General features: G+C 65.8%; 6 protein-coding genes. 4 read left to right on the plus strand and 2 right to left on the minus strand.

What is annotated here, in order from left to right; all coding sequences use genetic code 11:
• Nucleotides 1-69: 69 nt before the first annotated feature.
• Together MON38_RS02575 and MON38_RS02580 are read right to left on the minus strand one after the other, a co-directional pair.
• A complete protein-coding gene (locus MON38_RS02575) occupies nt 70-453 on the minus strand; it encodes a response regulator (RefSeq protein ID WP_241934566.1) in 384 nt (127 codons plus the stop codon).
• 69 nt (nt 454-522) lie between these two features.
• Nucleotides 523-4,200, minus strand: a complete 3,678-nt coding sequence (locus MON38_RS02580; RefSeq protein ID WP_241934567.1) for a PAS domain S-box protein — start codon at nt 4,198-4,200, stop codon at nt 523-525.
• Between the two features lie 132 nt (nt 4,201-4,332).
• Between MON38_RS02580 and MON38_RS02585 the strand changes: the two genes are divergently transcribed.
• From MON38_RS02585 to MON38_RS02600, 4 genes are all read left to right on the plus strand, one after another.
• The gene (locus tag MON38_RS02585; protein ID WP_241934568.1) at nt 4,333-5,469 is read left to right on the plus strand and encodes a glycosyltransferase; all 1,137 of its coding nucleotides are present in this window, start codon (nt 4,333-4,335) and stop codon (nt 5,467-5,469) included.
• A 57-nt stretch (nt 5,470-5,526) separates the two neighbouring features.
• On the plus strand, nt 5,527-7,290 hold the full coding sequence (locus tag MON38_RS02590; RefSeq protein ID WP_241934569.1) for a S41 family peptidase: 1,764 nt from the start codon (nt 5,527-5,529) through the stop codon (nt 7,288-7,290).
• Between the two features lie 279 nt (nt 7,291-7,569).
• Nucleotides 7,570-12,000, plus strand: a complete 4,431-nt coding sequence (locus MON38_RS02595; RefSeq protein ID WP_241934570.1) for a DUF7619 domain-containing protein — start codon at nt 7,570-7,572, stop codon at nt 11,998-12,000.
• A 120-nt stretch (nt 12,001-12,120) separates the two neighbouring features.
• On the plus strand, nt 12,121-13,797 hold the full coding sequence (locus MON38_RS02600; RefSeq protein ID WP_241934571.1) for an amidase: 1,677 nt from the start codon (nt 12,121-12,123) through the stop codon (nt 13,795-13,797).
• Nucleotides 13,798-13,889 lie beyond the last annotated feature (92 nt).

Below are 13,889 nucleotides of genomic sequence, written 5' to 3' on the forward strand. Positions count from 1 at the left end.
TCCAGAGCAGGCACCAGCCAAACACTCAGTTGCCAACTCCTAACTCTTAACTCCTAACTCTTAACTCCCTTAGCCCACGTACTGCTTCACCACGCGCACCAGCGCGTCGAAGTCGAGCGGCTTGGGCAGGTAGTCGGTTACGCCGGCCTCGCGGAACTGGTCCATCGAGTAGTTGTTGGCGTTGCCGGTGATGGCGATGATGGGCAGCTTGTTGATTTTGGGGTCGGCGTGGGCGCGGATTTCGCGGGTGCACTGCATGCCGTCTTTCACCGGAATGTTGATGTCCATCAGCACGCAGTCGATGGGGTTGCTTTCGAGCTGTTTCAGCACTTCGCCACCGTTTTTGGCCAGTACAATCTTGTACTTCTGAAGCTCGAGGATTTTGCGGGTAAGGTTGAGGATAACCGAGCTGTCTTCAGCAATCAGAATCGTCTTTTGGGTATCAACAGACATGCGCGTGGGGGTTTGTTTTGAGAGTGGAGAACGATGGTAGAATGGCAGGGACGAGCAGGCGGCAACGCCTTATTCGGGCGTGGCAGCCCGTTGCACGGCGGCCGGATATTCGGCGACGAACTGTGCAAAGTAATGTTCTAAAACCCGAAAGCCCGCGGCCCCGGCTTCCATCCGGCCTTCCTTGAACTGGCGTTCGAGGTGGCGGGCCTGGGCCGCGAGGGCCACGCCGCCCAGCGTGGCGGCCGTGCCCTTGAGCTGGTGCAGCATGGGCAGCAGCTCGCGGAATTCGGCGCTGGCCACGGCGGGGGCGGCGTCGCGCAGCAGGTCGCCGGCTTCCTGCTCGAATTCCTGATAAAGGTCGGTGGTGAACTCGGCGCCGCCCAACTCCATCAGTTGAAGCAGGATGGCCTCGTCAAGGACGGGCTCGGCCGGAGCGGCTTCGGGCTCGGGCAGCGCCACGGGGGCGGGCATGGCTACGGGCGCTGCCACCGGCGGTGCGAGCACGGCCGCGGCGGCGGCCGCCACTGTGGCGGCCGAGGTGGAACGCGGCCCGCGCGGCCGCAGCCAGCGGTGCAAAACTTCGTAGAGGTGCCGACTTTTTACCGGCTTCCCCACGTAATCATCGAGGCCCTGGCGCATGAAACGGCCCGCATCTTCCTGCATCGAGTAGGCCGTCATGGCCACCACGGGCGGGCAGGCGCGGCCCAGCAGCTTGCGGATTTCGGCCGTGGCCGCCACGCCGTCCATGTCGGGCATCTGGATATCCATGAAAATCATGTCGTACTCCAGGCCCGGCGTTTTCACCAGCCCGATGGCCTCGGGGCCGCCGCCGGCCACGTCGACCTCGCAGCCCAGGCGCGAAAGCAGGCGCTGGCCCACCTTCTGGTTGATGGCGTTGTCGTCGACGAGCAGCACGCGGGGCGGGTCGTCGAAGGGTTTGAACACGGGTTCGCGCACGGGAGCCACGGCGGGCAGCTCGTCGCGCCGGGCCTCGCGGGTGGCAATCGTGAACCAGAACACCGAGCCCTCGCCCTCATCCGAAAGCACGCCGATTTCGCCGCCCAGCAGCTCGGCCAGCTGCCGACTGATGCTCAAACCCAGGCCAGTGCCGCCGTAGGCCTTGCTCGGCGTGGTGTCGAGCTGGGTGAAATTGGTGAAGAGCCGGGCCGCGTTTTCGCTCGAGATGCCGATGCCGGAATCCTGCACCGCGAAGCGCAGGGTGTGCAGCTCGCCGTCGGTACTTACGCTGCTCACCACGATGCTCACGGTGCCTTCGTTGGTGAACTTGATGGCGTTGGCCACCAGGTTGCTCAAAATCTGCAGCAGGCGCACCTCGTCCGTCACCACCAGGGCCGGGGTATGGGGCGTGATGTGGTAGGTGAAGCGGATATTCTTCTGCTCGGCGCGGTAGATGAATAGGGCGCGGATGCGCTCCATCACCGCCGTGAGTTCCAGCGCCGTTTCGTGAATCTGGAGCTTGCCGGCCTGGATTTTCGACAGGTCGAGGATGTCGTTGAGGATGGTGAGCAGCGCGTCGGAGCTCTTGCGCAGGGTGTCGACGTAATCAAGCTGCTCGTCGTTTTCCACGGTCTGGTCGAGCAGGTCAATCATGCCGATGATGCCGTTCATGGGCGTGCGCAGCTCGTGGCTCATGTTGGCCAGGAACTGCGTTTTAGCTTCCAGGGCGGCTTCGGCGGCGTCTTTGGCCTGGCGCAGGTCGTCCTGCATCTGGCGGATTTCCGTCACGTCGCGGGCAATGCCTTCGGTGCCGCGGCGGCCGTCGGCCGAGAGGCGGGCATTCACGAGCACGCTCACGGGGTGGCCCATTTTGTGCCACATCTGGGTTTCGAAGTTGCGCAGGCCGCCGGCGCGGGCCAGCTCCGCACTCACGCGCTCGGGGTCGGCGGGGTCGACGTAGTAGAGCGCCACGGGCTGGCCCACCACGTCGGCGGGTTCGTAGCCCAGCACTTCGCGCACCGAAGGGCTGACGATGGTGAGCAGGCCCTCGTCATCGGTCTGATAGTAAATATCCTGGAACGACTCGAAGATGGAGCGGAATTTCTCCTCCTGGGCTTCGAGGGCAAACTGGGCACGCTTCTGCTCGGTGATGTCGTGGGCAATGGCCGAGATTTCCTCAAACGAGCCGTCGCCGAGGTAAATTGGGTTCAGGTACACGTCGGTCCACACGTCGTAGCCGCGGGCGTCGCGCAGGCACATCTGGAAGCGCTGGGCCTGGCCCTTGGCGGCGGCTTCGTAGTGTTCCACGAAGGTGTCGCGCTCGCGGACAGGCATGCGTTCGAGGTCGGCCTCCCAGAGGTTGATGCCTCGGATGGGATAGGTGCCGTTGCGGCGCAGGAACAGGGCCGCGTAGTTGCGGTTGAAGTTCATGAGGTGGCCGTGGGTGTCCACGGTCCACATCACGTGCGAGCCGCTCTCGAAAATGGCGTTGAGGCGGGCGGTCTGGCGGCCAATCTGCTCCTCGTTGCGCTTGCGCTCGATGGCTAGCGCCACCTGGTTCGAGATGAAGTGCAGCACGTCGAGGTCGCCAGGCGTGTAGGCATCCACGCGGTGGTAGTCCTGCACGGCCAGCACGCCGATGATGCGGTCGCCGATGCTGAGCGGCGAGGCCAGCATCACCTCGGGCACCTGGCCGTAGATGGTGAGCGTGCCGCTGCGCACGAGCTGCTGAAAATCGGCGTGGGTGAGGTAGCGCGGCTGCCCGCCGGCGATGATATATTCGGACAAGCCGCCCGCGAAGGGCTGGGCCGCCTGCGGCCGGTTCTGCGGGTACTGGTCGACGTGGTACACGAACTGCAGCTGCGTGCGGGCGTCGTCGCAGAGGGCGATGAACAGGTTGCTGGTTTCGATAATCTTGCTCAGCTCGCGATGAATGGCGCCGTAGAGGCTGGGCAAGTCCTTAGCCGAAATGGCCAGGTTGGCGATGCTGTAGTAGACCTTCTGGAGCCGCTCGGCCTTGATGCGGTCGGTGATGTCGTGCAGGATGGCGCGGCTGCTCATCGGCTGGCCTTCCTCGCGCACCACGCTCATGCTGCCGATGAGGTGCACGGGCTTGCCCATGCTGGTCAGAAACACGGTTTCGACCTTGTTCACCGGCTCACCATCATATAGGTTACGCAGCTGATAGAGCAGCTTGGCCTTATAATAGGGATGCACCACGTCGGCGAGGGTGCGGGTGGCCAGCTCGGCATCAGAATAACCCAGCTTTTCCTTCCAGGCCTTGTTCACGAAGAGGAAGGCGTTGGTGGCACTGAGGTGCTGCACCAGGTCCTGGGCGTTGTCGAGAAAATCCTGGAGGTGGGTGCTGTCGTTGGCCAGGGCGGGCGAGGCCAGCGTCATTTCGTTGGTTTCCTGGCCGGCCATCCACACCCCGGTTACTTTGCCGGCGGGGTCGCGGGTGTAGCCCGTGCGCCAGTGCACCAGGCGGGGCTGGCCGCCCTGGGTGAGCAGGGTGCGGTCGTAGCTGGTGGGCAGCGTTTCGGTGGCGAGGCCTTCGAGGTAGTCGCGGCGGCGCTGCTCGCGCTGGCCCGGAGCCATGAACATTTCGTGGCCGCGCTGGCCCAGCACCTGCTTGCGGGCATAGCCGGTGAGATGCAAGAAGGCGTCGTTGGCTTCCACGATAACCCCGTCGGTATCGAGCAGCAGGTAGAGCTGCCCGAGCTGGTCGAGCATCGACGCCGGGGAAGGAGCAACGGGACGGGCAGAAGCAGCAGCCGAAAAAGGAGCCATGAAGAACAACTTGGGAGGCCGGGAAAGATATTTCCGGCTAAGATAATTCCGGAGCCGTGGGGCCCGGCCCGTAAATTTGAACAAAAAAACTGAGCGCCGGGCCATTTGGGGCGGCGCACCTGCTTTCGCTCCGTGCCCAACCCCCTCGCGCCCCGGCTGGTTTTCGCCGTTACCACCGATTTGTGCTTCGACCAGCGCATGCAGCGCATCTGCGGCAGCCTAGCCGCCGCGGGCTACCGCGTGCAGCTGGTGGGCTGGCAGCGGCCGGCTTCGCCCCCGCTCACGCCGCAGCCTTACGGGCAGCACCGGTTGCGCGGCTGGTTTCAGAAGGGCAAGCTGTTTTACCTCGAATACAACCTGCGGCTGCTGCTGTACCTGCTGGGCCAGCGGGCCGCCGCCTGGTGCGCCTGCGACCTCGACACGGCGCTGCCCATGTGGCTGCGGGCCCGCCTGGGCGGCCAGCCGCTGGTGTACGATGCCCACGAACTATTCACGGAAGTGCCCGAGGTAGTGGCCCGCCCCGCCGTGCAGCGCCTGTGGCGGGCAGTGGAGCAATTTGTGGTGCCGCGCGCCCGGCTGGCCTACACCGTGGGCCCGGCCCTGGCGCGGCTGTTCGAGCAGCGCTACGGCCGCCCCTTCGGCGTGGTGCGCAACGTGAGCCGTTACGAGCCCGCCCCTTTTCTCGAAACTTCCGGCAGCTACATTCTTTACCAGGGCGCGCTGAACGTGGGGCGCGGCCTGGAGCAACTGCTCGACGCCATGCCGCAGGTGCGCGGCCGGCTGGTGCTGTGCGGCGAGGGCGACTGCTCGGCCGCACTGCGGGCGCAGGCGGCGCGGTTGGGGCTGCTGGCATCGGGCTCCGACCCGGTAGGGCAGGTGGAGTTTCGGGGCTTCGTGCTGCCGCAGGAGCTGCGGGAAGTGACGCGGCAGGCGGCGGTGGGCATTATGCTGCTGGAGAACGTGGGCCTGAGCTACTACTACTCGCTGGCCAATAAATTCTTCGACTACGTGCACGCCGGCATCCCGCAGGTGCTCATTGACTTTCCCGAGTATCGCGCCCTCAACGACGAGTTCGACGTGGCCGAGCTGGTGGCCGACCTTGCCCCCAACACCCTCGCCGCCGCCCTCAACCGCCTGCTGCCCGGCGGCGATGCGGCCCGCTACCAGCACCTGGCCGCCAACTGCCGCCGCGCCGCGCCGCTGCTCAGCTGGCAACACGAGGCGCAGGAGCTGCGGCAGTTGTGGGCCGGGGTGGTGCCGCTGGCATAATCAGCAACCCTTTTTGCCAGCGACTTATCTTTCCTTTCCCCTTCTTTTCATCCTTTTATGAAAAAGCTTTTACTCGCGCTGTTGTTCATGCTTGGTTGCCAGGCGGCGCAGGCGCAGGCTGTATTGCGGGCCTCGGATGCTTACAATTACCTGCAAGGCCAGCGCGCCCGCGTGCGAACGGTGGTGGGCGAGGCAGACAAGCCGGCGCCCGACAGCCTGCGCAAAGGCATCCGCATGTTGCAGGAAGCCCTGGCCTACTACCAGCGGCCGGAAATTCAGGCGCTGGCCAAAACCAGTCAGTCGCTCTATTACCGTAAGAGTGACATCACCTTCGATATGGCCATTCTCCAGGGCCAGCTGGGGCAGCCGGAGGCGGCCGCCGCGTCGCTCCAGCAGCTGCTGACTCCGGAAACGGCGCAGGTGTACGCTCCCTGGATTATTAAGGAGCCGGCCCTGGCGGCGGCGCGGCAGTCGCCCCCGCTCAAGGCCGCGCTGGAGGAGGCCATGGCTCTCAACAACGTATTCAACTCGAAGGCGCTGGCGACTCCCTACCAACCCAACCTGAGCCCCGCCGAAAAAGCCGCTGGCCTGTCCAAAATGTGGATGGAGGCCAAGTACAACTTTGCCTATTTCGACCACATTCCCACCGTCGACTGGGACCAGACTTACCTGAACTACCTGGCGCGCGTGCAGGCTACCCCCAGCACATTGGCCTATTTCCGGGTGCTGCAGGAATTCTACGCGCAGCTGCACGACGGCCACACCGGCGTGTGGGCCACCGACGGTCCACTGGCCGATTCGGTATACGGCCGCCCGCCCTTCCTGGCCGAGCTGGTGGCGGGCCGCGTGCTGGTGCAGCTGGTGCGGCACGACAGCCTGCAGCGCACCGGCATCTCGTCTGGGCTGGAGATTGTGCGCGTCGATGGGCTGCCCGTGGTGGAATACGCCAACCGCTACGTACGCCCCTACCAAAGCGGCTCGACCCCGCAGAACGTGGACGTGCAGACGTATACCTACAACCTGCTGCGCGGCCCCAAATCGCGCCCGGTGCGGGTGGAGTTTCGGGATGCGCGCGGCCGCTCGTTCGCCCGGGTGCTGCCCCGCAGCGGCTACGGCAAGATAAAGCCGATAGCGCCCGCGCAACTGCGTTTTCTGCCCGGCAACGTGGCCTATTTGCAGGTGAATGAGTTTGAAACTGATGCGGGCTTCCGCCGTTTTGTGGCGGCTTTCGATTCCATCAAGCGCACCAACGCCCTCATCATCGACCTGCGCCAGAACGGGGGCGGCAACAGCAGCAACGGTTCGCGCATTCTGAACTACCTCACCGACAAGCCCTATTTGCTGGGCCGCTACGCCTCGCGCACCTACAGCGCCGTGGGGCGCGCCCGCGGCGATGGCGTGCAGTTCGAACCGGTAGACACGGCCAACTACTCCTCGCCGGCGGGGGGCTCGAATTACTACGCCAAGCCCGTGGCGGTGCTTATCGGGGGCGCAACGTTTTCGGCGGCCGAAGATTTTTGCGCGGCCTACGTCGGGCTGAAGCGGGGCCCGCTGGTGGGCGAGCCCACGGGCGGCAGCACCGGCCAGCCGCTGAGTTTTGCGCTGCCCGGCGGCATCATGGCCCGCGTGTGCACCAAGCGCGACATGTACCCGGACGGCACGGAGTGGAACGGCAAAGGCATTATGCCCACCGTGCTGGTGCGGCCCACGGTGGCCGAGCTGGCCGCCGGCCACGACCCGGTGCTGGCCGCCGCGCTCCGGCAGCTGCACGCGCCCACGGCCGCCGCGGATGCAGCGAAGCCGCTCCGCCGGAAGAAATAGGCGCGAAGTGTTAGCTTTCATTTGTTGCGGCGAAACTCCCCGCATTCGCTCACGCGCCTTGTTTTTGCTTTCCGTCGAAATTGCGTCGCCCCTGCTCCGTGATGCCTAGCGGCTCATAGGCTGAAACTGCTTCGATGCCGCAGCACTGGAAAAGATGAGGCAGCCCAATCATCCGCAATCCTCAGGGGCGGGAGAAGCGCGGGCAATCCGATTGCGAATTAGTAAAATCCCTTAGTTTTAAGGACGCGGACCTTTCCCCCGCCATTTCTGCCAGTTTCTATGATTCGACTCTTACTTGCCTGCTGCTTGCTGCTGGGGGCCCGCGCGAGCTTTGCCCAATCGACCCTCGCCAGCTACCGCCTCGATAAAATGATGGGCACGCCCGTGGGAAGCCCCCGCGACGTGGCCGTTGACCAATGGGGCAACATCTACCTGGCCGACAACGGCGTGAACAAGCTCGACTCGACGGGGCGGTTTGTGGCGAATTTCAGTGCCTCCCCGGCCACCGCCATCGTAACCACTGTGGCCCTGGATGCGGCCGGCAACGTGTATTTGGGCTGCGCCGGGAATACCGCCGCCGATAACGTCATCCGGAAATACGCCCCCAGCGGGCAACTGCTGATGCACTGCGGCACCAACGGCGTGGGCACCGGGCAGCTCGGCATTGTGGCGGCCATGTGCGTGGGGCCCACGGGCATCATCTACGTGGCCGAATCGAACCAGCGGCTGTTCCGGTTCGACCCGCAGGGCCAGCCGCTGCCGGAGCTGCCCCTGCCCACTGCCAACGGCGTCGGCGTGAGCGACGTGGACGTGGACGCGGCCGGCAACCTGTACGTGCTCTATGAGAACTACATGGTCAACAAGCTCAGCCCGAGCGGGCAGCTGCTGGCCCGGATTGGGCTGGGCGGTGCCACGGGCGGCCCCGTGTATACCAACTACTCCGAAGCGCTGCTGCTGGATGCGGCGGGCAATATGCTGGTTTCCGTTTCGCAAAGCGGCATTTCGCGCTACAGTCCCACGGGGGCACTACTGGGCTCGTTGAGCCAGAATTTTTCGAGCAGCACCCATACGGCCATGGCCTTCGACCGGGCCGGCAACCTGTACGCCACGGACTTTACCCACCAGATAAATTCCAACCACCTCTACAAGTTTGCGGGCGTGGGCGCGCTGCGGCGGCGCTGGGGCAACCTCACTTCGCTGCAGTACGTGCGGCAGGACGAGGCCGGCAACACCTACACCTGCGACGGCAGCACCGTGCGCAAATACAACGCCGCCGGGCAGCCCACGCTGGCCTTTCCGGTGAACGGGGGCAGCAGCTACGTGGGCGGGTTTACGGTAGACGGATTGGGCAATATTTACGTGCTGCTTACCAATGCCGCGGCCTCAGAGCTAACCAAGTACAATGCCCAGGGCCAGCAGCTGCAACGTCTGACTTCGTTCGGGTTTCCGCAAACCTCCCAAGAGTTCAATGGCTTGGCCGTGGGCACTTCGGGCACCATTTACCTCTCCGATAAGTACGGGCACCGCATCCGCAAGCTGAGCCCGCAGGGGACGCTGCTGGGCACCATTGGGGGGCCGGGCCTGGGGGCGGGGCAGTTTGTGCAGCCCCGGGCGGTGGCCGTAGACCTGGCCGGCAACGTGTACGTGGCCGACTACGACGGCCAGCGGGTGCAGAAGTTCAACGGCGCCGGCCAAGTCGTCCGGCAGTTTGGTCCCTCGCCGATGTTCAACTCGGCATCGGTGGGGCAGGTGGACCTGGACGTGGACGGGCGCGGCAATGTGTACCTGGCCAGTTTTCGGCACAACGGCAAGGTGTTTTCGGCTGATGGCACCGTGCAGGCCGACATGCCCAGCTACGGCACGGCCGTGGCGGTGAACCGCCAAGCCACCCGCCTGCTCAGCCTGAGCAGCGGCAGCGACGTGGTGCGCTACTTCGTGCCCACGCAGCAGCCCCCCACGAACCTGATTAGCGGGCAGCTCTACGACGATGCCAACCAAAACTGCCGGCGCGACAACAACGAGCAGCTGCTTCGCAACATTGCGGTGGTGGCCCAGCCGGGCAATTATTACGGGCTGACGGACGCGAACGGCAGCTACGTGCTGGCCGTGGACACCGGCCGCTACCAGGTGACGCCCCTGCCCTCGCCCAATGAGGTGGGCCGCAGCCTGCAGCTCACGTGCGCCCCCACTGCCCTCATCAACCTGCAGGGCTACAACAACGTGGTGGATAACGTGGACTTCGGCTTTCAGTTGAGCACCAGCCCGTTTTTGCGGGTGAGTGTGTCGTCGAACCGGCGGCGGCGCTGCTTCCGCAACCTTACCACGGTGTATTATGCCAATGAGGGGTCGGCGGCGGCGGCCAACGTGGCGGTGGCCGTGGCGCTGCCCCCGGAGGTAGTGCTGGTGTCGGCCAATGCCTCTTACACCCGCGGCGCCGACGGGCGCTACCAGTTCCAGGTGGGCGCGCTGGCGGCCGGGGCGGCGGGCAGCATTCTCATTCAGGACTCGGTGGTGTGCGGCAACCCGGCCCTGCGCGGCCGCACGGTGTGCACCCAAGTCACCATCACGCCGGCCAATACCTACCCGCCGCCACCTACCTGGAACCGAGCTTCGGTAACGGTGAAGGGTGCTGCCCAGGCGGGCAACCAGGTGCGGTTTGTGCTGCGCAACCCGGCCGCCTCGGCCATGACCGACAGCCTGGCCCTGCGCATTTACCAGAACAGCGAGCTGGCCTTGCAGCACCGCTACCTGCTGGCGGCCGGCGACAGCCTGGTGCTGCGCGTGCCCGCCACCCGCGCGGTGGTGCGCCTGGAGGCCGACCAGCCCCCGGGCCACCCCACGCAGCGCACGGCCAGCAGCACGGTAGAAGTGCCCGGCCTGAGCACGGCCGGGCAGCCTAACCCGGACATGCTGACGATGCCGCCAAACGCGCCCGGCCCCGAAACGGCCGAGGACTGCCAGCCCATCCTGGATTCGTACGACCCCAACGACAAGCAGGTGGTACCCGCCGGTGTCACGGCTCAGCGCTACACCCCCACCGGCGTGCCTCTGTGCTACCAGGTACGCTTCGAAAACACCGGTACCGACGACGCTTACCGCGTGGAAGTAGTGGACACCCTGGCCGCTGACCTCGACCTGCGCACCCTGCGCGTGGGGGCGGCTTCGCACCCTTACCACGTAAGCGTATCGGGCCACGGCCGGCCGGTGCTCACGTTCACATTCGAAAACATCAACCTGCCGCCCCGCTCGCGCGATGCCGTGGGCAGCAACGGGTTCGTGCAATTCACCATTCAGCCCAAAGCGGGCCTGGCCCCCCGCACGCTGATTGCCAACGAAGCCGACATCTACTTCGACTACAACCCGCCCATTCGCACCAATTCCACCACCAACCGCATCTACGACGTGCCGCTGGCCGTGGTGCCCGCCGTGGCGCTGGGCTACCCGGCCGTGCTGGCTTCGCCCGTGCTGGCCCAGCTGGCCCCCGCGCAGGGCCGGGCGGGCACGCTCGTGACCCTGACGGGGCAACGGTTTGCCGCTGCGGCCGCGGCCAACACCGTGCGCTTCAACGGTGTGGCGGCACCCGTACTCAGCGCCACGGCCACGTCGCTGACGGTACGCGTGCCGGCCGGCGCCACTACCGGCCCGGTGGTGGTGAGCACCCCCGAAGGCGCGGGGCGCAGCCTGACGCCGTTCAACGTTTTCCAGCCCCCCACGCTGGCGGCCGTGGCTCCGGCCGAAGGCATTCCGGGCAGCGCCATCACCCTGACCGGAACCAACTTTTCGCCGGTAGCCGCGCAGGATACCGTGTGGTTCAATGCGACCCCGGCGGCGGTGCAGCAGGCCACGGCCACCACGCTGCAGGTGACGGTGCCCGCCGGTGCCACCACCGGCAAAATCCGGATTCAAACGCTGGGCGGCCAGGTGCAAAGCACCCAGGACTTCACGGTGTGGTATCCGCCCACGGTGCTCAGCTTCAGCCCCGCCAAAGGCAAGGCGGGCGACGTGGTGACTTTGACTGGCAGCAACTTCGCACCCGCCACGCGCAACACGGTTGCGTTTGGGGCCGGCGCGGCGCCCGTGCTGCAAGCCCTGAGCACCACTAGCCTGCAGGTACGGGTGCCGGCTATGGCACAAACCGGCCCCATCCGCCTACAAACGCCGGGCGGCGTTGCGGTATCGGCCGGTTCGTTCACCTTTTTGCCCGCGCCGCTCATCACGGGCTTTGCGCCCGCGCAAGCCAGCGTAGGCGAAACAATAAGCCTGTCCGGGGTCAACTTCCTGGTGGAGGGCCGGCCCGATACCATTTCTTTCGGTGGGGTACGGGCGGCCGTGCTCGCGGCCACCGCTACCACCGCCACGGTGCGCGTGCCCAGAGGGGCGCTTTCGGGGCCGCTGAACATCGCGGGAACCGGCGGCCGGTCGGCCAGTGCCACGCCCTTCACGCTGGTGAGTCTGACCGCGGACGAAGCCATTACCACGTACCCCAACCCCGCCCGGGAACAGGTGGTGCTGGAGTGGCAACGGGCCGATTTTGGCCTGGAGCGCGTGCGCGTGTACAATTCCCTGGGCAGCCTCGTCGGGGTGCAGGACCTGCGCAACAGCAGCGGCCCAAGCACGACTATACGCTTCGCCCCGGGCCAAACCGGCCTCTACATTCTGGTTATCGAAACGACCCGCGGCCCCGTCCTGAAACGGATTACGCTGTATTAACCGGAGCCCGGCACAAGGGCTGGATTGCAGCTGGCATGGTTAACCAGGGGGTAGAAATCCACCGGTAGCCATCTACACTAGCCGCAAACCGGCCCGCCCGGCTTCCCAATTGCTTGCCCCTTGAAAAAACTTCTCCCGGCCCTGCTGCTCGGCGCGGCCTGCTTCGCCGCCGGGGCCTTCGTGGCCCGCCCTACCGCCCCAGACGAAATCACGGTGCCCATGCTGCGCACCGCCCAGCAGCTGTTCGGCCTGAATTTCAGCGACGCCCAGCTCGACTCGACCCGCCGCAACCTGAGCGGCTACCGCGACAGCTACGAGGCCCTGCGCAAAGTGGCCCTGCCGAACAGCGTGGCCCCGGCCGTGGGCTTCGACCCACGCCCGCTGCGGCTGCGTCAGGCGCAGCTAAGCGACGGCGGCAGCGCCGGCCGCCTGCCCGAACCTGGTAAAGTGAAGCTGCCTGCCAACCGCGACGACCTCGCGTTTTACACCGTGCGGCAATTGGGCGAGTTGCTGCGGTTCAAGCTGATAACCTCCGAAGACCTGACCCGCTTCTGCCTCACGCGCCTGAAAAAGTACGACCCGCAGCTGCACTGCGTCATCACCCTCACCGAGGACCTGGCCTACCAGCAGGCCCGGCAGGCCGATGCGGAGATTCAGGCGGGCAAATACCGCGGGCCGCTGCACGGCATTCCATTTGGAGTGAAGGACTTGTTCAGCGCGAAGGGCTACAAAACCACCTGGGGCTCGGGGCCTTTCAAGGAGCAAATACTGGACGAGGACGCGGCCGTGGTGGAGCGGCTGCGCGCGGCTGGCGCGGTGCTGTGCGCCAAGCTCACGCTGGGCGAGCTGGCGCAGGGCGACGTGTGGTTTGGCGGCAAAACCCGCACGCCGTGGGACGTGGCGAAGGGCTCCAGCGGGTCGTCGGCCGGGTCGGCGTCGGCGGTGGCGGCGGGGCTGCTGCCGTTTGCCATTGGCACCGAAACGCTGGGCTCCATCATCAGCCCGAGCACGGCCTGCGGCATTACGGGCCTGCGCCCCACCTACGGCCGCGTGAGCCGCGCCGGGGCCATGGCCCTGAGCTGGACCATGGACAAAGCCGGCCCGCTGGCCCGCTCGGCCGAGGATTGTGCCATCGTGCTGGCCGCCCTCACGGCCGCCGGCCCTGATGCCCGCGACCCGGCCACGATGCTGGCTCCCAACCGCTTCGAGTACGCCTTCGGCACTAGTGTAAAAAAACTGCGCGTGGGCTATATAAAAAAAGCTTTCGACCAGGACTACCCCACCAAAGCCAACGACCTGGCGACCTTGGAAGTACTGCGCAAGCTGGGCGTGGAGCTGGTGCCGCTGGAGTTGCCGGCGCTGTCGCCGGGCATGTTACGCTTCATCCTCACGGCCGAGGGCGCGGCGGCCTTCGACGACCTGACCCGCTCGGGCCGCGACGGCCAGATGGTGCTGCAGAACCGCTCGGCCTGGCCCAACACCTTCCGCTCCTCGCGCTTCATTCCGGCCGTCGAATACCTGCAGGCCCAGCGCGTGCGCAGCCTGCTCATCGAGCAGATGGACGCTCAGCTGAAGGGCTTCGACTGCTACATCGCGCCCACGTTCAGCGCCAGCCTGGTGCTCACCAACCTCACCGGGCACCCGGCCATGGCGCTGCCCAACGGCCTCACCGCCGCCGGCCTGCCCACCACCATCACCTTCATGGGCCAGCTCTACGAGGAGGGCAAGCTGCTGGCCCTGGCCAAAGCCTACCAGGACGCGACCAGCTTCGACGAAAAGCACCCGCCGCTGCAATAGCGCCGGTTTTTGGTCGTTTTTGTAAGCTTGCCTGAAGACAAGTGCCGGCCGGCAATGCCCGGTCCGGCCGTATCTTGCAGGTTACTACGAGC

Origin of the sequence: Hymenobacter cyanobacteriorum (genome assembly GCF_022631375.1) — a bacterium.
GTDB lineage: Bacteria > Bacteroidota > Bacteroidia > Cytophagales > Hymenobacteraceae > Hymenobacter > Hymenobacter cyanobacteriorum.

Coding starts and splice junctions, on each gene's coding strand:
- MON38_RS02580 (WP_241934567.1), bottom strand. CDS start 4,200: ATGGCTCCTTTTTCGGCTGCTGCTTCTGCCCGTCCCGTTGCTCCTTCC.
- MON38_RS02575 (WP_241934566.1), bottom strand. CDS start 453: ATGTCTGTTGATACCCAAAAGACGATTCTGATTGCTGAAGACAGCTCG.
- MON38_RS02595 (WP_241934570.1), top strand. CDS start 7,570: ATGATTCGACTCTTACTTGCCTGCTGCTTGCTGCTGGGGGCCCGCGCG.
- MON38_RS02590 (WP_241934569.1), top strand. CDS start 5,527: ATGAAAAAGCTTTTACTCGCGCTGTTGTTCATGCTTGGTTGCCAGGCG.